16 protein-coding genes are annotated in these 19866 nt (G+C 60.1%); 2 read left to right on the top strand and 14 right to left on the bottom strand.

Translation table 11 applies throughout. The annotated features are described in order from the left end of the window. Positions 1 to 178: 178 nt before the first annotated feature. Entirely contained in the window at positions 179 to 2416 is a 2238-nt protein-coding gene (locus GCN75_RS09670; protein WP_152282333.1) for a sigma 54-interacting transcriptional regulator, read from the top strand. Positions 2417 to 2429: 13 nt separating this feature from the next. Here the strand turns inward: GCN75_RS09670 and GCN75_RS09665 are convergent, their stop codons facing one another. From GCN75_RS09665 to GCN75_RS09635, 7 genes are all read right to left on the bottom strand, one after another. Continuing rightward, a complete protein-coding gene (locus tag GCN75_RS09665) occupies positions 2430 to 3389 on the bottom strand; it encodes a helix-turn-helix domain-containing protein (protein ID WP_193317432.1) in 960 nt (319 codons plus the stop codon). A 177-nt stretch (positions 3390 to 3566) separates the two neighbouring features. Next, positions 3567 to 4844 (bottom strand): maltoporin, encoded by a 1278-nt coding sequence (locus GCN75_RS09660; RefSeq protein ID WP_152282331.1) that lies wholly within the window; start codon positions 4842 to 4844, stop codon positions 3567 to 3569. Between the two features lie 179 nt (positions 4845 to 5023). After that, positions 5024 to 6040 carry an ABC transporter ATP-binding protein gene (locus GCN75_RS09655; RefSeq protein WP_152282330.1) on the bottom strand — a complete coding sequence of 339 codons (1017 nt, stop codon included), beginning with the start codon at positions 6038 to 6040 and terminating at the stop codon, positions 5024 to 5026. Between the two features lie 21 nt (positions 6041 to 6061). Beyond that, positions 6062 to 7126, bottom strand: coding sequence for a Gfo/Idh/MocA family protein (locus GCN75_RS09650; RefSeq protein ID WP_152282329.1), 1065 nt, complete (start codon positions 7124 to 7126; stop codon positions 6062 to 6064). Positions 7127 to 7258: 132 nt separating this feature from the next. Further along, positions 7259 to 8095 carry a carbohydrate ABC transporter permease gene (locus GCN75_RS09645; protein WP_152282328.1) on the bottom strand — a complete coding sequence of 279 codons (837 nt, stop codon included), beginning with the start codon at positions 8093 to 8095 and terminating at the stop codon, positions 7259 to 7261. A gap of 17 nt (positions 8096 to 8112) precedes the next feature. Then, entirely contained in the window at positions 8113 to 9072 is a 960-nt protein-coding gene (locus tag GCN75_RS09640) for a carbohydrate ABC transporter permease (protein ID WP_152282327.1), read from the bottom strand. Between the two features lie 181 nt (positions 9073 to 9253). Beyond that, complete coding sequence (locus tag GCN75_RS09635) at positions 9254 to 10516, bottom strand: ABC transporter substrate-binding protein (RefSeq protein ID WP_152282326.1); 1263 nt, start codon at positions 10514 to 10516, stop codon at positions 9254 to 9256. A gap of 11 nt (positions 10517 to 10527) precedes the next feature. Here GCN75_RS09635 and GCN75_RS09630 point away from each other — a divergent pair, with 11 nt between their 5' ends. Beyond that, complete coding sequence (locus GCN75_RS09630; RefSeq protein ID WP_152282325.1) at positions 10528 to 10800, top strand: hypothetical protein; 273 nt, start codon at positions 10528 to 10530, stop codon at positions 10798 to 10800. A 158-nt stretch (positions 10801 to 10958) separates the two neighbouring features. On the opposite strand, the gene GCN75_RS09625 is transcribed toward GCN75_RS09630, so the two are convergent. The 7 genes from GCN75_RS09625 to GCN75_RS09595 all read right to left on the bottom strand — a co-directional run bounded on the left by GCN75_RS09625 (position 10959) and on the right by GCN75_RS09595 (position 19851). Further along, complete coding sequence (locus GCN75_RS09625) at positions 10959 to 13016, bottom strand: type 1 periplasmic-binding domain-containing protein (RefSeq protein ID WP_152282324.1); 2058 nt, start codon at positions 13014 to 13016, stop codon at positions 10959 to 10961. A 303-nt stretch (positions 13017 to 13319) separates the two neighbouring features. Then, positions 13320 to 15272, bottom strand: coding sequence for a hypothetical protein (locus GCN75_RS09620; RefSeq protein ID WP_152282323.1), 1953 nt, complete (start codon positions 15270 to 15272; stop codon positions 13320 to 13322). Positions 15273 to 15391: 119 nt separating this feature from the next. Next, the gene (locus GCN75_RS09615) at positions 15392 to 15862 is read right to left on the bottom strand and encodes a lytic transglycosylase domain-containing protein (RefSeq protein ID WP_152282322.1); all 471 of its coding nucleotides are present in this window, start codon (positions 15860 to 15862) and stop codon (positions 15392 to 15394) included. A gap of 2 nt (positions 15863 to 15864) precedes the next feature. Further along, positions 15865 to 17310: a shufflon system plasmid conjugative transfer pilus tip adhesin PilV gene (gene pilV / locus GCN75_RS09610; RefSeq protein WP_193317431.1), complete on the bottom strand. Its 1446-nt coding sequence runs from the start codon at positions 17308 to 17310 to the stop codon at positions 15865 to 15867. Between the two features lie 51 nt (positions 17311 to 17361). Continuing rightward, on the bottom strand, positions 17362 to 18837 hold the full coding sequence (gene pilV, locus GCN75_RS09605; protein ID WP_152282358.1) for a shufflon system plasmid conjugative transfer pilus tip adhesin PilV: 1476 nt from the start codon (positions 18835 to 18837) through the stop codon (positions 17362 to 17364). Between the two features lie 11 nt (positions 18838 to 18848). After that, positions 18849 to 19295, bottom strand: coding sequence for a type IV pilus biogenesis protein PilM (gene pilM, locus GCN75_RS09600; RefSeq protein ID WP_193317430.1), 447 nt, complete (start codon positions 19293 to 19295; stop codon positions 18849 to 18851). Positions 19296 to 19311: 16 nt separating this feature from the next. Continuing rightward, positions 19312 to 19851, bottom strand: coding sequence for a type 4 pilus major pilin (locus tag GCN75_RS09595; protein ID WP_152282319.1), 540 nt, complete (start codon positions 19849 to 19851; stop codon positions 19312 to 19314). Positions 19852 to 19866 lie beyond the last annotated feature (15 nt).

Raw genomic sequence — 19866 nt, 5'->3', positions numbered from 1 at the left:
GCGGTCTCCCGGTCGCGGCCGCCCGCTTGTGCCAAACCGGCGGCAACGCTGCAAGGTGCCGACCCCGGCATTCTTTCAATTCTGAAAGGCGGCCACATGGCCGGGGGGGCGCCAGCACGCTGGCACGCTCCGTGCATGTCAGCCTTCCCGCAAGACCACCCCTAACCACTGCCACCCGATGACACGACTTCGCACCACGCCGCCACATTCGCTCCCCGCCACCGCGCAAGACAGCCTGGTCCAGGAAATCGCTCCGCTCTCGGTCGACGTGCTGATCGAGGGTGAAACCGGCACCGGCAAGGACGTGATGGCGCGCGACATCCACCGCCATTCTGGCCGCTGCGGCAAATTCATCGCCATCAACTGCGCGGCCGTTCCCGAGCATATCGCCGAGAGCGAATTGTTCGGTTATGAAAGCGGCGCCTTTACGGGCGCCGTGCGGGCCAAGGAAGGCAAGCTGGAACTGGCCAACGACGGCACGCTCTACCTGGACGAAATCGACAGCATGCCCCTGGCGATCCAGGCCAAACTGTTGCGCGCACTGCAGGAACGCGGCTGCGAGCGTCTGGGCGGCAGCCGTTTCTACCGCTCCGACTTCCGCGTGATCGCCTCGACCAAGATTGCCTTGCTCACGCTGGTCGAACAGGGCAGCTTCCGCAAGGACCTGTACTACCGGCTGCACGTCGTCAAGCTGCGCCTGGCCTCGCTGCGCGACTCGCGCGAAAAAGTCTTGCCGCTGTTCGCGGAATTCCTCGGCGAAGCCTGCCAGCGCCACGCACGCACCTTGCCGGGCATTCCCGGCGGCACGCAAAAGCTGCTGATGGAATACCCATGGCCCGGCAATATCCGCGAGTTGAAGAATGCGGCCGAACGCTTCGCATTGGGCCTGGCGCCGTTGGGCGACGATGAGCAAGGCGCAAGCGGCGCTCTCCCGGATGCCGACGCGTCACCCCGCCTGCATGACGATACGGCGCTGTCCCTGCGCGAACGGGTGCGCAACTTCGAACATGACGTGATCGTCTCAACCCTGGAGCGCCACGAACAGGTGGTGGCCAAGGCGGCGCTGGAATTGCAGATTTCCGTCAATACCCTGTACTACCGCATCAAGACGCTGGGCATCCGCATGGCGGCGGCGCCAGCCACGATGCCGCCGCCGGCGAGCGAGGAAGCGGCCGCACCGCCAGCCTGCGCCACTGCGCGCAGCACGCCGGGGCCGCTGCTGCCCGAGGCGCTGCGCGTTTCGGTCAAGCAGCATTTCACGGCGACGTTCCGGCAACTGGCCGAAGCCCATCCGGCACGCTCCCAGCATCTGATTTTTCCCGACCATGACTTCCTCGGCGCGCTGCTCGATGCGCTGGCGCACGTGCCTCAGGGCCAGGCCGCATCGGGCAAGGAAAGTGGCCTGGCGGAACGCCACCTGGAAGCCAGCATCGCCGCGGTACGCGAGGCAAGCGAGGAGTATTGCCGCGAACTGCGCCGCCCCGGCGACGATTTCCTGCAAAACATGCGCAACAGCCAGGCCGCCGACCGCTATGCGAAGACGGCAGAACGCGCCTTGCAGAACTTCCGGCCGCGCATGGGCGAGACCGCGCTCCTGTGGGATGAGCTGGCCAGCTCTATACCAGGTGCCAGCGTGGCGGCACGCCAGCTATGGCGCCTGTGCATCGATCCGCTCAAGCTGGAACTGATGCAGGCCAAGGGCTTGCAAATTGACGGCAATCCCTACATCGGCCACCTGTTCGACAGCGAACCCAGTTATCTGTACAACATGAGCCGCGCCTGGCTGGCGGCGATGCGCGAACTCGACGAGGCGCTCGACCTGTCCCTGATCCTGCGCCTGCACGCGCTGTGCAGCGGCGCGGGCGGCAGCGCGCCGGCCAGCCTGCCCGCTGCCAGCGGGGCATGGGCGCAGTTTGTCATGCTGCCGGGCGAAACCGTCAGCACGGCAGGCGAGGACGAGCTGGCGCAATTCATCTGCGCCACGGCGGTCGAACCGCCCGATGCGGACGCGCTGCATTTTTCGCTGTCTGAAAAACAGCTCAGCGGGGGCGCCGAAGTCAAGATCTTCAAACGCGCAGAGGCGACGCCGGCAACGCTGGCCAGCCTGATGGCGCGCTGGATCAGCAGTTACCATGCCGCGCTCGCCACAGCGGATACGCCGTCCGCGCAGGTCGATGCCGCCATCGACCTGTGCCAGAAGCTGCAGCGCTTGCGCCCTTTTCCCACTGGAAATTGCCGTACCTTCGGCATCCTGCTGCTCAATCGCCTGCTGGTGCAACTGGGCCAGCCGCTGACCATGCTGGACAATCCGAACAAGCTCGATGGTTTTTCACGCAAGGAAATACTGGCGCTGGTGCGCCAGGGCCAGCGCCGCGTGCATGGCTGGAGCGCCGGCACGCCTCAGACGGCGCCGTGACAGGAAACAGGCGTCAGGGCGCCTGGCGGTGGCTGCCCAGGCTCGCAGCCGCCGCGGGATGCTCCGCGTAGGTGCTGACCTCGGGCCGGTGCGGCAAGCCCTCCGGCTGGCGATGGCGGAACGACTGGCGGAATGCCCTGGGCGTGACTTGCTTGATGCCCAGGAATTGCCGGTTAAAGTGCGACAGGCTGCTATACCCCGACTGCTCGGCCACATGCGAAATCGGTTGCGTGGTCGATACAAGCAAGGAACAGGCCTTGCCTATCCTCACTTGCGCAATGTAGTCGCTGACGGTCTGGCGCGTATGGCGCTTGAACAGGCGGTGTAGCCCGGACACACTGAGCGCCGCCAGGCTCGCCAGTTCGGCCATGGAGATCTTTTCCACATAATGGCTGTGGATGTAGGCCAGCGCGTGGTCGATCCGCGACTTGTCGCATGCATCGAGCTGGGCCACCTGGCAGCGCGGCGGACATAACGACCTCGCCTCCTTGTCATTGGCCAGCATGGTCAGGATATCGATCAGGCGCGTGACCCGTCCCGCGGGCGACGCGTGTTCGAGGTCGAGGACAAGGTCCCGTACCTTCTTGACCGTGCTCGCGGAAAAGACCACGCCGCGTTCCGCATCGACCAGCATGGACTTGATCGGCGCCAGTTCGACCAGCGTGGACATCAGGGTATTGAGCCAGTCCGCGTTGATCCAGAAGACATGCGCCACGTGCGGCAAGGCCTCATTGATCTTGCTCTGCGACATCCAGGTATGGGGCAGGTTCGGACCGATCAGGACCAGGTCGCCATCCGTGTACGGTTCGATATTGTCGCCGACATAGCGCTGCCCCTGGCTATTCAGGGTGACGGTCAGTTCAATTTCACGGTGGTAATGCCAGTTAAAGGGGATGCAGACGTTGAGCCGGCGGTGAAAATAAGTCCAATTGGCTCCTTGCGGAATGAGCGAACTTTCCAACAATGCTTTCATGGCGTCTCCGAGCGTTTGAATAATTAAGTACGTCGCTATTCTTGGGTCTTGGGTACTTACTCTCCGGCTGGCGGTCCCCTGTGGCAGCCTGTACGCCAGCCGGTGGCAAAACTGGTACGATTCTGGCATGTGGACCGCATCTGCGCAAGCCGCGTTGCCTGCGCAGTGCGAAGCGTGCTAGAACCAGGTTTCCACTTGCAGGCCCATGGATACCGCACTGGTGCGCTGGCCAAAAACGGCGCCAGCCTCGTTGGCCGCGTTGACCGCCGCCGTGGCGGCGTCATTCCACTTGCCATACGTGACAAAGGCGCGCAGTTCCGGGCGCGACCAGTAGGCCGGCCCGGCGGTGATGGTGGGCGCGATCGTCAGCTTGGTCAGGCGCAGGTCGCGTCCGCCGGCCGGCGACGTGACCTTGTCCGTGCCCAGTTCCGCCTGCAACTTGAAATGGTTGTTGAACGCATAGACCGGGCGCACGCCGAACGACGTCCAGGTCGACGTTCCCGTGAGATCGGACTTGTCGCGCTGCACCAGCGCCACCAGCTCCATGCTCATTTCCCGGGTCGGCTGTATCCACAGGCTGTCGAACAGCCGCATGCGCGTCACATCCGAGCCCAGCATGGTGCTGCCCGAGGCGCCGAAACGGCCCAGCCCGGCGCCGGTGCCGGGACCGACGCCATACTGCACGCCAACGGTATTGACACCGCCAAAGACCTTGTTCTGGCGATGGATCAGCGACAGGCTGTAGCCGTTATGCTTGTCCTCGCCCTTGGCCAGGATTGCGGCGGCAACGATATCGAGGGTGCCGCCCGGATTGACAGGCAAGTCCTGGTAGACGAGGTTTTGCCGCACGGCCGCCGCGGAGTTGACGATGCGCCCGGTGGCCGTACTCGTGACCACGTCGTCGTTGTCCTTGAACACGGCATAGCTGAACTTGCCCGGCCCGGCCTTCACCTTGTCGATACCGCCGCCGACGCCGCTCAGGTTCGTGTAGAACAGGTCGAGCATGTGGATGTCGGGCCGCACATATTCCCGGCGCCCCGTCCAGACCACGCCACCATTGAGGAAGTCCAGGTTCTTCACTTCCACATAGGCGCGGTGTATGCCCAGCGGAATGACCGCCCGGTTCTCGAAATCGCTGTTGGGCGAGTACTGGCGCACCCCGACCGTACCGACAAAGCTGACGCCATCGTCGCTCTTCACCAGTTCCCGGTTGTAATAGAAATAGCCATAGGCATCGCATTCATTGCCCAGGCGGTAGCGCATGGTGTTGCCGCCCAGGCCGAAACACGCCTGGCGGCCGCCTTCGGTACCATTGCTGATCCCGGCGCCGACCCGGAAGTAGCCGTGGAAACCCGGCAGATCGTCGCCTGGGTCGTCGGCAAAAACAAAGGGGCTGGCGCCAGCGCACACCAGCATGCATGCGACGGACAGGGCCTTGCGTATCGAGCGATTCATGATTTCTCCTTATATGGGTCAATATTTCGGGAAACAATCCCGAGCGGGGGGAGCCTTGCGGCCGAAAAAAAAGGCAAAAGCTGGCGCCACCTGGGCGGCATGCCAGGTTGCAGGGACGACAAAAAAGGGAAAAGTGGACTGGCGCACCGGGCTGGCGGCGCGCCGTTCAGAAGACTCGGCTAGCCGGCTTGCGCGAGCGGCTGGCGCAAGCCATCGCCGTCAAAGCCCAGCAGCTTGCCAGGCATGGGCGCCAGGCCCACGCGGTCGCCGATGGCATGGCGCGATTCGCCCTCGACACGCACGCACAGCTCACCGTCGCCTGCGGTGGTGACGAACAGATAGCTGTCCGAGCCCAGATATTCACGGTGGCGCACGGTACCGGACCACACGGGCGCCTCCTCGGTCAGGCACAGGTGCTCGGGACGCACACCGATCGTGGCAACGCCCGCCTGTTGCGCCGCCACGCCATGCACGATATTCATCGTCGGCGAACCGATGAACTTGGCGACGAACAGGTTGACGGGCGCGTTGTAGAGTTCATGCGGCGTGCCCACCTGCTGTACCTTGCCCGCATGCATGACGACAATCTTGTCAGCCAGCGTCATTGCCTCGATCTGGTCATGCGTGACATAGATCATGGTCGCGCCCAGGGTACGGTGCAATTGCGCCAGTTCAAGGCGCGTATGCACGCGCAATTCCGCATCCAGGTTCGACAGCGGTTCATCGAACAGGAACAGTTTCGGCTGGCGCACGATCGCGCGCCCGATCGCCACGCGCTGCCGCTGCCCGCCGGAGAGCTGGGCCGGACGGCGCTCCAGCAAAGGGCCGAGAGCCAGCATGGTGGCCGCCGCGTCGATACGCTGGCGAATCTCCGCCTTGGGCACGCCTTCGCGCTTGAGCGCCAGGCTCATGTTGTCGAACACGTTCAGGTGGGGATACAGCGCATAGCTTTGGAACACCATGCCGATGCCCCGCCTGGAAGGCGGCACGCCATCCATCAGCGCGCCGGCGATGCGCAGGTGTCCCGAGGTATGCTCGTCAAGACCGGCGATGATGCGCAGCAAGGTCGATTTGCCGCAGCCCGAGGGGCCGACGATCACGACAAACTCCCCCTTGTCGACCCGCAGGTCGATTCCGCTGAGCACATCGTTCTTGCCGTAGGCTTTCGCAACATTCTGGATTTCCAGGGCATGCATGGTCATATTCCTTTAATCGCTTCAGAGATCGATCGCGCGGTTTTCGCGCATGCTGCGTTGGGCCGCCAGGACGATGTCCAGCGAACGCACCGCCGCTTCATGGTGGCCGGTCAGGTCCAGGTCCTCGCGGATGGCCTCGGCCAGGAACGCCTGCTCGCGGTCGCACAGCATCTGGTGGCCGACGCCGTCGCCAATCGAGATCCAGCCATCCGAATAATCCTGGCTGTTCGCCTCGGACGGCGCGATGCGCAGGCACAGCTGGCCGGCGCCCGTATGGCTGTTGATATCGGCCGAATCGGCACCCTCGCCCATCACCAGCGAGACGGCGCCATGCGTGCCGATGACGTTCTTGATCATCGACGCGGTACCGGAAATCATCGGGCCCCAGCCGGCCTCGTACCAGCCGACCGAGCCATCCTCGAACAGGATCTGCAAATGGCTGTAGTTGACCTGGTCCGGCGCGATATCGGATGCCAGGCGCACGCCCATGCCGCGCACCTGCACCGGGCGGGAATCGGTGATCTGGCACATGATATCGACGTAGTGGACGCCGCAATCGACGAACGGCGGCGTCGTCTGCAGCAGGCGCTTGTGTATCTCCCATGCCGCACCGACCGATGGCTGGTTCAGGTTCATGCGCATCACGTACGGCGCCCCGAGGCCGCGCGCCGTTTTGATGAACTCGTTCCACGAAGGGTGATGGCGCAGGATATAGCCCACCACCAGCTTGCGCCCCGTGCGGCGGGCGGCGTTGACGGCGGCCAGCGCCGACTCCGTGCTCAATGCCAGCGGTTTTTCCACGAACACGTGGGCGCCCGCTTCCATGGCCTCGATCGCCAGCTCCACGTGGCTGTCGGTATAGGTGTTGATCGACACGACGTCGGGCTTCAGGTCCAGCCCGGCAGCCAGCGAATCGACCATGCGGTAGCCGCTCAGCTCAGGCGGCAAGTCCACCGTGCCGCGGCTGCACAGGGCGACGATCTCGAAGGCAGGATTGGTGTGGTAGGCCAGCGCATGCGACCTTCCCATCTGGCCCAGGCCAACGACCACCACCCGCAAGGGCTGCTGATTCGGCGCGCGGCTCATGCGGCGCTCCCGCTACGGCACGGGGCGCAAGCCATGTAATGTGTTCGTTTCATCGTGTTCCCTTCAGGTTAGATTACTAAATACGCTGCAACATCCAGCATGGTTCAACACGCGGCGGCCAGGCGCCGCGTCTCATTTGACGGCGCCCGACGTGATGCCGCGGATCAAGCCCTTGGAAAACGCCAGATACAGCGCCAGGATGGGCAGGATGCTCAGCGACAGCGCCGCCAGCACGGAGTTCCAGTCCGTCACGTACTGGCCGATGAAGGCCTGGGCACCCAGGGTCAGGGTCATGCTGTCCTCGCCCGGCGCCAGCATCAGCGGGAACCATAGATCGTTCCAGATAGGGATCATGGTGAAGACGGAGACCGTGACCATCGCCGGGCGCAGCAGCGGCAGCACCAGCCAGAAGAAGATCTTGTATTCCGACAAGCCATCGACCCTGGCGGCGTTCTTCAGGTCATCGGACAGGGTGCGCATGAATTCAGCCAGGATGAACACGGCAAGTGGCAGGCTCTGCGCCGTGTACACGAGGATCAGCGCGGTCTTGGTGTTGACCAGCGACAATCCCGCCATCATCTCGATGATGCCTACCGTACCCAGGCGTATCGGCACCATGATGCCGACGGTCAGGTACAGCGCGGTGAGGCCGCGGATGCGGAAGCGGTATTCGGACAAGGCGAACGCCGCCATCGCGCCGAAGACGATGGTGGCGGCCAGCGCGGCCACCGTGACGATGATGCTGTTGAAGAAATAACCGGTGAAATTACTGTGAAACAGCACCGAGGTATAGCCAACCAGGTCGAGGCTGGCGCCTGTCGGCAGCGACAGCGGCGACTGGAAAATATCGGCCCGCGACTTGACCGAGTTGATCAGGATGAGGGCCACGGGCGCCAGCGCCAGGACGCTGAACAGTATCAGCACGCCATGCGCTGCCAGGCGGGCCATGATTTTCTTGATTTGAAACATAGGAGCTCCTGTCGCCATCACAGCTGATAACGGGTCAGCTTGCGCTGGACAAAAAAGAGGAAGGCGCAGACGATACCGAGGATAATGAGCAGCATCATCGTGGCGATCGTCGCTCCCATGTTCGGGTCTCCCAGCTGCAATTGGGCGCCGAAGAAGGTGCGGTACAGCAAGGTGCCGAGGATATCGGTCGAATAGTTCGGTCCGGCAAGTGCGCCCTGGGCCGTGTAGATCAGATCGAAGGAATTGAAATTGGCCACGAACGTCAGGATCGAGATCATGCCGATGGTGGGCCACAGCAGCGGCAGCTTGATCTGCAGGAACTGGGCGATACCCACAACGCCGTCGATTTCCGCCGCCTCGATGATTTCATTCGGGATCGACAGCATGGCCGCATAGCTGAGCATCATCGGCATGCCGACGTACTGCCAGATCGAAATGAAACCCAGGGTGGTCAGGGCGCTGGCTTCCCGCCCCAGATAGGGGGCGAACAGGGATTTCAGGCCTACCAGGTCGAGCAGCGAGGGCGCCACACCCCACAGCGGCGACAGGATCAGCTTCCACACAAAGCCGACGACGACGAACGAGAGCAGGGTCGGCATGAACAGCGCGGTACGGTAGAAGCCGCTGGCCCGCATGCGGGGCAGCGACAGCAGCGCCGCCAGCACGATCGCCAGCGGCACCATGATGAGCAAGTGCATGAGGAAGAAGTAGCTATTATTGAGCAGGGCATTCCAGAACTGCTGCGACCAGTTTCCTTCGCCAAACAGGCGCATGAAATTGGCCAGGCCCGCATACTCCTGGCGGTCGCCAGCGAGCCGGAAAAAGGCCAGACGCAGCGTTTCGGCAAGCGGGATCACCATCACGGCCGTATAGATCAGCAGGGCGGGGGCCAGTAGCACCCCGATATGCCAACGTACGGGCCGGCTGGCCCTGGCGCCGGCCGGCACGGCGCCGGCGGCTAACACGTTACTGCTCATAAGAAATTCCTTTGCAAAATGGACTGTGCATGACCTGGCGTGGAGCCGGTTCCGGCAGGGAGCCGCTTGTGCTGGCAGCAGGCGCGGGGAAGCCGCGTGGCGCGCCACGCGACGACGATCCACGCAGCCTCCGCTTCCGGGGCTGCCAGCAGAAGGCATATCGACCTGCCGGAAGCAACCCTTACTTGGCGGGCTTGTACCAGCCGTCCAGTCCTTTTTGCAGTTTCTGCGCCGCCGCTTCCGGCGTCACACTGCCATTGATGACAGCACTGCCCGCGTTCCAGAACTGCCCTTCCAGGTCGGGCGTGCCGCGCGACAGGATCTGATAGGTCGGGCGTATCGTCGATTCGCACTTGCCGCGCCAGCCGACGAACTCCCTTGCCAGGGCATTCTTGAGTTCCACCGGCGTCTTGTTCAAGCTAAAGAAGCCAGGCAAGGCATTCGCATACAGGCCGGCAAATTCAGGGGACGCGACCCATTCCAGGAAGATCCTGGCTTGCGCCGCATTCGGCGACTTGGCGTTCAGGCCCAGGCCGATATCGGGATGGTCGGAGACGTAGCACTTGTCGCCGGCCTTTTTCACCGGCGCCGGGAAGACGCCCAGCTTGAAGCGGGCCTGCTTTTCAAAGCCGGGAATTTCCCACGAACCGGCCGGATAGATCGCGGCGCGGCCCAGCGTAAACAGGTTCTGGCTGTCCGGATAGGTTTGCGATTCGAAGCCCTCGCCCAGGTACGGCTTCCAGCGCGCCAGCACGCGCAGCGGCTCGACCCATTGCGCGTCGGTCAGCTTCGCCTTGCCTGCGATCAGCGCCTTGCGGCCCTCTTCGCCCTTGTAGTAGTTGGGGCCGATATTCTGATAGCCCATGGACGCGGTTTCCCAGCCATCCTTGGTGCCCATGGCCAGCGGCACATAGCTGCCCGCCGCCTTGAACTTGGCCAGCGCGGCGAAAAATTCGTCGACCGTGACAGGCGGCTTGACGCCCGTCTTGTCGAAGGCATCCTTGTTGTAGATGAAACCGTGGATCACGGAAGCGATCGGCACGCAAAAGGCGGCCTTGCCGTCATCGGTGCTCCAGGCCGTTTTGGCGACGGGCGTGAAGTTGTCCATGCCTTTGAGGCTGTTCAGCGAGGCCAGCCGCCCCTTCTGGTACAGCTGCAGCGAGCCGTCGAACGGCCGGCAGCTGATCAGGTCGCCGGCGGTGCCCGCCTCGAGCTTGGAGTTCAGTGCGGCGTTGTATTCGGTCGGCGCCATGGGCATGAATTTGACCTTGATGTCGGGATGGCGCTTCTCGAACACGGGAATGATCTGATCGCGCCACATGGGCAGGTCGTCATTGCGCCAGCTTTCGATCGTCAGCACCACCGGGGCGGCGGTGGCAACGCCGATGCTTCCGGCAACAGCTGCAGCGACCAACACCTTACACATCACACTCTTCTTGCTCATGGCTCTTTCCCTTGAATATCGTCACCGCACGGGCGCCGCGAATTATAAAATCGGCTGTCCGCCGCCTTGCCGGCGGCCATGGCCAAACAGGTCTCTTCTGTTACGGCGCGTTCCCCATTTATCGGTCGGGTGAATCGCTGCCGCAGTTCAATTGTGACAGCACAATGACAGCGCCTGTCGTGCTGGATGAGCACGAATTGACACTATTCTGGCGTACCAAGAAGAATGGAAAGGCTGAGGGAATGATTGCAGATGGCGTCAGCAAGAGTATGCATTGGCGCTAAAAAAACAGCCTTCAAATCATCGACGAATGGCTCGGCATGGAGGAACTGATCTCATGGAAGGAACGGCCATGATTGCAGCACGGCATCAAAGAGGCGAGCGTGGATCCCTGCTTTCCACGCTCACCGCCATCTAAGTAACTGCCTAGGCGTTTCTCGGATCAGAATCCTGTGATTACTGTATGTCCGAATTTTTCCTCCATGTCCCTCAAAGCCGCAGAAGCATCTGCTGCTGATTTTGCACTTATTATCCTATCAAGAAACTCTTTTGCTTCGCCAAGCAAAATGAAATCGTCCGGGTTAGTCACCTCTTCTTCAATCCTTTTCTTCTTGTCATCACTACGTTTCAAAGACCTCGACAGAACAATATCGGCACCTTCCTCAGGATAAATATCCTCCCTATTCTTCTTATTAATTACATCCATAATCCCCCCAATGGAATCAAGCTTATCCCTAAGCTGCGCCACAGTCAACTTCGTCTCCCCCTCTTTTTTCCCCATTGAAATCCTCAGATTAATTTTTTCAAATTCACCGACCGTTCCATTTTTTCCTTCTTCTTTAATCTGATGAATTGCCTGAAATAAGGTCTTAACAAATTTCCGATTAGCCCTAAGCAATGGAGATTCCCGCATCTCCAATTCCTTTCCCTCAATTTCATTATTTCTTAAGCTTTCACTGCCATCCTTATTAAATAATAATTTATGTCCTGCTGAAACATATGTATCTTTATTATTGACAGCATTAAACATTTTACTCAAATTCTCATCACCACCATATTTAACTTCTGCCTTTTCTCTCCGGTCAGCCACATATGCATAAATTTTCGATTCCATATCATCACCATCAGCATATCTTGCCAAATAATCTTTTACACTATCCTTACCTTCCAAAACATCAGCATTTTTTTCCTGTTCATTGTGTCCCTTAATGGGAAACATCATCAATCCTGCTTTCGATCCACCTTTTTCGTGGAGATATACAAATTCCCCAGCCGTGCCCGCTCCCATTGTCGTAATTGCATCTGCCTCAACAGCATAAGCCAGATGCATTGCATTAGGCGCTTTTTCTTCCCCCTCCCTTTTCTTCAACGTATCGCCACCACAAAAAACAAACAATGTATCTTCAAAACCTTTCTTGCCTTCATTAACACCTTTAATAATACTTTCAGCAATTCCATTCTGATAATTATGGGCATACACATACATAATATTTTTTACATTTTCTGGCTTCAATCCATCCTTATAAAAAACCCCCTGATATTGCTGATCTTTCCCTACTTTCCGCAGGTCGTTTTTCTCATCCATCAAACGCGCGGCCATCTCTTCCATAGCCGCTTTCTTACTCATATTCACATCTATCTTATTCTTATTTGAAAATTTACTATTACTTCCATTGATACTCTCTTGAACTCCTAACAACGTATTTTTTCCACCCAAATCAATATGTGCCACCATCTCACGATTACCACCTAAAACTTTGGACAATACAGCATTTTCTTTTTTCAGATCACTATCATTCATCTCCAGCATGACTGCATGGTTCTGCTGATCCAGTCGATGTTCGGAAGGTACCTCATGATTGCTCGCGGCCTTTTGCAAGGTGTGGTCCATATCAGTAAGTACCCTGACATGGGTTTTCATCTTGTCAGCCCCAATAGCGTTAGAAATAGACTGCATCAAATCCTTCGCTTCTATTGTCTTGACATCTTTAAACTCATCTTTGAAATTACTTTCAAGATGTTTTGCATCCTCCAAGCCCGTAATATACGCTGAGGTATCGCGCAATGGACTATTTGCAAAATCAGTCAAAATTCTTGGATCATCCGATGTACCATCTTCGCGTAAAAATCCTTGCACGGATTTCGTTGCGGCAGCAACAATGACGTTAATGTTTTTATCTTTCAATTGCTTTGCAAGTACTTCCAGACTATCAGGACGCTCCTTGCCATTCCATTTGCTTGGTACGTGCAGGATAACGGTGTCACCGTCTTTCAAAGACCCTTCATTCAATGCCTCCTGAACAATATCGAGCGAACGCCCCGTGTGTCCTCCGCCGGTTGGCGAATACCCCACCACAAGTATGGTTTCGCTCTTGTTTAACATCGTCCCTATGTCGGACTTCGTCAAATTAGGTGTGTCAACAGACTTCGTCAAATCAGATGTCTCAACAGAGCCTTGGGACTTGGATTCATCTTTCTGTTTTTGACTTATGGATAACATAGCATGTCCTTAGAAAGGGGTTATTCATGACCAATCGGCCATGTCCACTTTGGGTCGCGTCAAAGGACAGCCAGTTCCATCTGCATCGATAATTTTTTGCATTTTTCGCGAAGATATCGACCCGTGTACAAGCGATCTGGATTCTGCGGAAATAAGGAGGACATTGCGCGCCTCGGCATGGCGCCGGGGGCCAGATAGCCTGCTGGCTACCGTGCATGAGTTGGCGTTTCAATCGCCGGAGCGATTATCCGCAATTGAAGTGGGAAAAATTCGAGTCGTCACGGCAGAACCGTAAGGTCATTATCATGCCCCTATCGCGGGGTTCTGGGCCTCCTGATGCTTCCAGTCATTTTCATAAGCTTCGAAAATTGTCTCCTCCAATTCTCTCAATGCTATAAATTTCTTGGTTTTAAAATCCTTGTAATTCCTCTCTTTTAGTGCTGCCTTGTCATCTTTCAGGTCTGCTGGAACACCGTCATTCTTTGCCGCAATATGTAAAAACTCATGCGCCATTCTTAAAAATTGAATTTTATCCTTTTCACCATTATTCTTCCCATACTCAGTTTCCCCGACAAGAAATTTCAAAGTATCTTCCTGACTGGAAGTTAACTTCGCCCATTCCTTCAATATCAATGAAGTACCTTCTTTTTTTCCGCTCATTTTTATTTCAATAGGCTGATCCTGTATTTCACCATCCTGCATTTCTGCTTCTTTAAACTGCTTGAGTATCCGACTCATCATTTCCAGGAACTTGCGATTGGCCTTCCATGCCAAATAATCTTTCTCACGCTGGTCATACATGACTGAACCTGTTTTTTCACTTCCCTTGCTAGAATTGGGAAACAGCGAGTCATGCGCCGCAACAATGGTATCGGTCCGTCCCATCCGAAAATGCAAATCTTTCGTCGTATTCCCGCTTTCATATTTTTCAACTGATTTTTCAAATTGGAATTTGATATACTCCTCGAGCTGCTCTTCAAATTTTTCAGGAGTAATCGTCGGCACATTCCCTCCATCAGCCTCCAACTTGATCAATTGTGCACGCGAACCACCTTTTTCACTCAGATAAGCGGCACTGTCATTACTGACATCGCCTGCATCGGCAATGCCATCGGCATCGGCGGCCTGGGCCAGACTGACGGCATCCACGCCGGGTACCGCCTCCGGGCCACAAAAAACAAACATGGTCTCCTTATAATATGGCGGGGTATCTTCTCCCTTGCTCATCTGTTTCTTGATGTGCGCAGCAATCAAGTCCTGGTTGCTTTGAACAGAAACGTACACAATATTTTTGACCTTCACGCCCTTGTCCCGATCCCATACGGAATCATGGCAAAGGATGCCTTGCGTTTTCCCCTCGATCTTCGGCCCGGCGGCGTTTCGCGCATTCCTCAAAAAATAATCAACCGCCTTGTCCCGCACATCGGCTCTTGACGTGATGGACTTGGCTTTAATTGTGCCCAGCGCAGCTTCCATTTTTTCAAGCACGGCCGCTTCGTACTTCCTGAAAGACGCGGCCGGCCCGCCAGCGGGTCCTTTGGATTTCATTTTGAACATCACGTCGTTCTGTTGCTGATCGAGCCGATGATTTTTCGGCACGCCAACTCGGCTTGCTGCATGCTGCAAGGCATGATTGCTATCGGTCAGCACCCTGACCTTTTCCTTCATGGCCTGTGCGCCGACGATATCCTTCAGGGAATTCATCAAATCGCCAGCGTCCAGCGAATGCAGCTTTTCCAGCCCCTGACGGGAAGTCGTCAGCGCGCCGATTTCCTCTTCGTCCGAGAATACAGCGCGGCCCAGGGCCATCCCCTGATGCAAGCTCGCCTGTTCCAGGCTGTCGATTTCCGGGCGCTTCCACCTTGCGCCAAGCCCGGAGAGTCCGCCCTGGCGCACGGCATCCGCGTATGATTTCGGTGCCTCGGCAATGACGACATTGATATCGCTCTTTTGCAGTTCCAGCTGCAGCCCTGCCAGCGCTTTCAGGTGCTGCGCCGTATCGGCTTGGCCGGACACATGCAGGATGACCGTGCTGCCGGCTTTTAAGGTATTTTTTCTCATGGCCGCATGGACGACCTCCAGCGATTTCCCCGCTTGTTCCCTGCCATGCGCCGCATATCCCACCACCATGATGGATGCACCTGGCGTGTCCGCGGATTGCTTCAACATCGGGCGGATGTCGGGATTCCTGGGCGGAGGCAGCTTCAGTTCAGGTTGCGGTTGCGATTGCTGATAATTGGGGGAGCCGAGGAGCATGGCGTAAGGTCCTTAACGATTATTCACGACCAGTTGGTCATGCCTGTTGAGTCGATGCAAAACGCCGGCAGTTCCCGCCGCTGATGGTTTTTTTTGCTGCGTTGAATTGCCGGGGACTGTTACCGCGCCGCCTCGGGCACGAGATTGCGGTAGACCCGCGCCGCATAGCGCAGGCCGGTGGCCGCGTTGGGGGAGTTGTAGGCGCCGACCGCCGTCCACGAATTGCCGAGCCGGTGGATGTTTTGCGCCAGTATCCAGGCGCCTACTTCGATGCTGACGCAAGGCTCCAGCAGCTGCGCTTCCGTGATGCCGTATCTGGCGATGATGGGCAGCCAGCTGCTGTTGATCTGCATCAAGCCGATATCGTAGCTGCCGTTGGCATTCGGGCGGCTGACGATACGGGGATTCAGATTCGATTCCGTCTTGGCAATGGCGTGCAGCAAATACGGACTGATGCCGTATTTGGCGCCGATCTCGCGCCAGCACGCCTGCGCCGGCATGGAGCTGAACGCACCAGCCAGCAGCAAGGCCGCCAGCACGACACGGCGATGGTAGCGAAGAAATGGTCTGAAGAGAGGACGGGCACGCATCTTCAGCGGCTGTTCAGGATCGCCAGCGACAGACTGGACAGGTTGCCCACGGGACCGGCGGAGGGATTTTTCAGACGCACCCTCACCTCGACGATATTCTCGGGAATCTGCTGCAACGCGATGACGGCGTCGATGCGCACGCGCCCCTTGTTGATCACGGCATCGGTGATGCAGCCGCCCACCTTCCTTTCGACGGCGTCTTCGTTCACCATGAACACCTCCACGATCGGATCATTGGTGTCGAAGGCCTGGCAGGTAGAGAAACCTGTCAGAAACAAGGGCCGGGAGCCCGGCAGACTAGCCAACATAATCCTGGCCTCCACCGGACTGGGCTGGCGCGAACTGCCGAAGTACGACTGGCTGAACGCCGTGCCCGTGATGGCCGACTCCGCCAGCGAGCGCCATTTGCCAAGCTGGCACGACAGCAGTGCACCGTCCGCGTCCTGTGCCAGCAGGCCATCGGTGGCGCAGGCGGCGCGCGCCGGGCCGCCCGGGCCGATCAGCGCTTCGTTCGCGGTCAGACGGCCAGGTAATATTAGGTGGCCGGACTGGTCCACCGGCAGCGCCTTCCAGGCGCCGCCATCCCAGCGGAAAGCGCGCGCCGGAGCGCCCGCCAGGCGCACGTCGCCGCTATCGTTGCCGCTGGCCGGCAAGGCGGCAAAAACGGCGACCGCATCCTTCCAGCGGCCGCCAGGCCGCCGCCATACGCCCAGGCGGCAGTGCAGCACGGCACCGCTGTCATCGACGGCTACGCGCCCGTAGGTCGCGGTGTCGCCCGGCACGCACAGGGCATCCGAGCTGCCTTCGGTGGCTTGGGCGCGCATGTGCAGCGGCGTATTCATCCGGTTCAGCTGCGGCTGGCCGGGCACCGCGTGGCGGTACAGGAAGTCGCTCGACAGCTGGCCCGGCCCATCAAAGAACAGGGCGCTCGCCAGATGGTTGGCGGCGGCAGCCGTGCCGGAACAGCTGGCGCCGCCGAACCTGGCCAGCGGTACCGACCAGGACTGGAAAGCACCCTGCGCCACGGCCGGCGTGCCGGCGGCAATAAAGCCTCCGCCACGCCCCGAGACGGACGCCACGTAAGCGAGCATACGGGCCGGTATGCCCGTGCCGCCCTCGCCGAGCACAAGCGCGTCCAGCCCTCCCGCTGCCGCCGGCAGCACCAGCACGCAGGGGCTGTGGCCGTAGGCGTTGGCGCCGGACTGGCGCTGCGCCAGATGGCCGCCGACCTTGAGCATGGTCAGGTCGATGCGCACAGGCGCCGCGCCAGCCTGCGCCCGCAGCGTGGCGTAATTGGCGTCGATGTAGCGGCGCGCGGCCTGCGTCAGCTGCGCCTGGTACAGCGCCGCCTGCTGGCCCTTGCTGTCTTCCAGCGCCCCATCTGCCCACGCGGCCACGCCGGCAAGTCCCAGCATGCCCACTGCCAGCGCCCCCACCAGTTCTATCATCGACGCTCCCCGCTGCCTGTTCATGTTGTATCGTTCCCTGGCCATGTGCCGTCAGCGGCTGTTGTAAATATAGATATTGGTATCGGCACTGTTGCCCTTGTCGCCCGCGGTCGCCACCGTGACCCTGAGCCGCGCGGCATTTTCGGGAATCTTCTGCATGGCGATGGGCGTGGCGCTGACCACCTTGCCATCGTTGTAGCTGCTTTGGCCCGTGCAGCCGCCCGCATAGCCAAGGAATACTCCCGCTGCGTCGTACAATTCGACACGGACCTCGGACGCAGCGTCGCTGGAAGACGAGCAACAGGTATCGCCAGCAATGAACAGGGGACGCGAACCGGGCAAGGCGCGCAGGTCGATGCTGGTATCCATATCGGGCTGGCCATTACGGACGTCAAAATACCGGTAGTAGGCCGTATCGGTCGTTTCCGATTCGGTGAACTTGCGCCATTTGCCGCGCTGGCAGGACAGCAGCATGCCGCTGGCATCCCGGGCCAGCAAGCCATCCGGTTCGCAGGCGTCGCGGTGCGCGACGATCCGCTCCAGCAGCATCTGGCCGGCGGTGACGCGGCCCGGCACGCTCAGGTTACCCAGCTCGTCGACGGCCAGCGCCATCCAGCTCGCGCCATTCCAGCTGAAGGCGCGGCCCGTGTCGAGCGCCAGGCGCACGTCGCCCTGCTCGTTGCCGCTGGCCGGCAAGGCGGCGAAACTGGCGGCCGGGTCTTTCCAGTGGCCGCCCGCGCCGCGCCACACGCCCAGGCGGCAGTTCAACAGCGCGCCGCTGGCGTCGACCGCGATACGGCCATAGGTCGCCGCATCGCCCGCCACGCACAGGGCATCCGAGCTGCCTTCGGTGGCTTGGGCGCGCATGTGCAGCGGCGTATTCATCTGGTTCAGCTCGGGTCGTCCCTGCACGGCGCTGCGGTACACGAAATCGGTGGCCATCTGGCCCGGGCCGTTGAAGAACAGGGCGCTGGCGAGGTGATTGGCGCCTGCCACCGTGCCGGAGCAGCTGGCGCCGCTGAAACCGGCCAGCGGCAGCGACCATGACGTGAACGCGCCGCGCGCGGTGGCGGGTGCATCGGCAGGGATATAGCCGCCGCCGGGGCCCGCGCTGGCGGCCACTGCGGCCACGGCCTTGGCGGGAATCACACGGCCGCCCTCGCTCACCACCAGCGCATCGAGCCGGCCCGGCGCCGTTTGCCGTACCAGCACGCACGGCGTCTGGCCATAGGCATTGGTCGCCATGACATTTTCCGACAGATGGCCCGTTGCCTTCAGCATGGCGAGGGTGACCACGGCGGGCGCCGCGCCGCCGGCGGCAGCCAGCAGCTGCCCATAGTTGGCATCGACGTTGATGTACTTCGCCGCCGCCACCACGATCTGCGCCTGGTACAGCGCCGCCTGTTCGCCGCGGCTGTCTTCCAGCGCCGCTTCCACCATGGCGGCCACGCCGGCCACCAGCGCACTGCCGATCGCCAGCGCGCCCAATACCTCGATCAACGTGAATCCCCGATTCTGTGTCCGCATGCTCTTTCCGTTCAATCGATTGGCGCCAGCCACACGGGCGCAAAGTCGGGCACCATGGCGGGCAAGGCGATGCCGGTATCGCCGAAATCCGGCGTGTGCAGCCTGCCGCCACGCGCCTCGCCAGCCAGCATGGAGCCGCGCGCAAGTCGCTGCAGCTCGGCGGAAAAACCCGTCGGCGGCGGGACCGCATACACCGTCACCATGCCGTCCGCCACATGGTTGCGCCACCACGGCAAGCGCACATACCAGGACGGCAGGCTCAGGTCGCCGTCCGCCACCGTGCCGCTGAAACCGGCGTGCGCGGCCACGTATGCCATCACGGCGGTCCGGTACACCGCCATGTTCTGCGCCAGGTCGCCGGCCCGCGCGGGTGCAGCAAGCAGCTGGCCGGTCTGGCCGGACAGCGCCACATGACCGGCCAGCGCGCCCAGCGCAAACAATAGCCACAGCATCCACATGGCGTCCCCGCGCCGCCTAGCTGGCGGTCCAGGTAATGGTATTGCTGGCGCTGTCGCAGGCGGTGGTGGCCGTCGTCGGCGTAATCGGCGGCGCCAAAACAGAACCCTCGTTGACCTTGAGCGCGATCCAGTCATTGCCGCCGCTGACCATGTTCACGCAGACATCCTTCGGCACGGCAGCATAGGAAATCGTGAACGTATTGCCGGCGCCCGTGACGACGATATTGCCGTTCCAGGAATTCTTGACGGTGTTGCCGCTGACGAAAAGAGACGTCGGGTACACTTTCGCGCCGATCAGCGTTTCCGTCAGCTCCCCCGTACCGAACGCGGCCGACTGGCCCATGTACAGCTTCTTGACGCCCGTGCGTATCGACGTCAGTTCGCCATAGCTGCGGTTGGTATGGGCGCTGCCGAAAGCATTGCTCAGCAGCGAAACGGCGCCGAGGATGATGATGGCGGCAATGCCCAGGTAGGCGATGCCCTCGAGCAGAGAGGCACCGCGTTGAAAGCGCCGGCCCATGTTGCGGCTGGCGGCGTGTTGGCGTATCGAAGTCATGATGGTTTCCTTTGA

This window comes from Janthinobacterium violaceinigrum, from assembly GCF_009208555.1.
Classification (GTDB): domain Bacteria; phylum Pseudomonadota; class Gammaproteobacteria; order Burkholderiales; family Burkholderiaceae_D; genus Janthinobacterium; species Janthinobacterium violaceinigrum.
The sequence above is the reverse complement of the archived record's forward strand: the minus strand, read 5'-3'. Positions and strand labels throughout refer to the sequence as shown.

Bases quoted from the DNA above. Each gene is read 5' to 3' on its own strand.
- pilV (WP_193317431.1), bottom strand. From the start codon at position 17,310: ATGATAGAACTGGTGGGGGCGCTGGCAGTGGGCATGCTGGGACTTGCC.
- GCN75_RS09670 (WP_152282333.1), top strand. From the start codon at position 179: ATGACACGACTTCGCACCACGCCGCCACATTCGCTCCCCGCCACCGCG.
- GCN75_RS09635 (WP_152282326.1), bottom strand. From the start codon at position 10,516: ATGAGCAAGAAGAGTGTGATGTGTAAGGTGTTGGTCGCTGCAGCTGTT.
- GCN75_RS09645 (WP_152282328.1), bottom strand. From the start codon at position 8,095: ATGTTTCAAATCAAGAAAATCATGGCCCGCCTGGCAGCGCATGGCGTG.
- GCN75_RS09620 (WP_152282323.1), bottom strand. From the start codon at position 15,272: ATGCTCCTCGGCTCCCCCAATTATCAGCAATCGCAACCGCAACCTGAA.
- GCN75_RS09640 (WP_152282327.1), bottom strand. From the start codon at position 9,072: ATGAGCAGTAACGTGTTAGCCGCCGGCGCCGTGCCGGCCGGCGCCAGG.
- pilV (WP_152282358.1), bottom strand. From the start codon at position 18,837: ATGCGGACACAGAATCGGGGATTCACGTTGATCGAGGTATTGGGCGCG.
- GCN75_RS09595 (WP_152282319.1), bottom strand. From the start codon at position 19,851: ATGACTTCGATACGCCAACACGCCGCCAGCCGCAACATGGGCCGGCGC.
- GCN75_RS09615 (WP_152282322.1), bottom strand. From the start codon at position 15,862: ATGCGTGCCCGTCCTCTCTTCAGACCATTTCTTCGCTACCATCGCCGT.
- GCN75_RS09625 (WP_152282324.1), bottom strand. From the start codon at position 13,016: ATGTTATCCATAAGTCAAAAACAGAAAGATGAATCCAAGTCCCAAGGC.
- GCN75_RS09665 (WP_193317432.1), bottom strand. From the start codon at position 3,389: ATGAAAGCATTGTTGGAAAGTTCGCTCATTCCGCAAGGAGCCAATTGG.
- GCN75_RS09650 (WP_152282329.1), bottom strand. From the start codon at position 7,126: ATGAGCCGCGCGCCGAATCAGCAGCCCTTGCGGGTGGTGGTCGTTGGC.
- pilM (WP_193317430.1), bottom strand. From the start codon at position 19,295: ATGTGGATGCTGTGGCTATTGTTTGCGCTGGGCGCGCTGGCCGGTCAT.
- GCN75_RS09660 (WP_152282331.1), bottom strand. From the start codon at position 4,844: ATGAATCGCTCGATACGCAAGGCCCTGTCCGTCGCATGCATGCTGGTG.
- GCN75_RS09655 (WP_152282330.1), bottom strand. From the start codon at position 6,040: ATGCATGCCCTGGAAATCCAGAATGTTGCGAAAGCCTACGGCAAGAAC.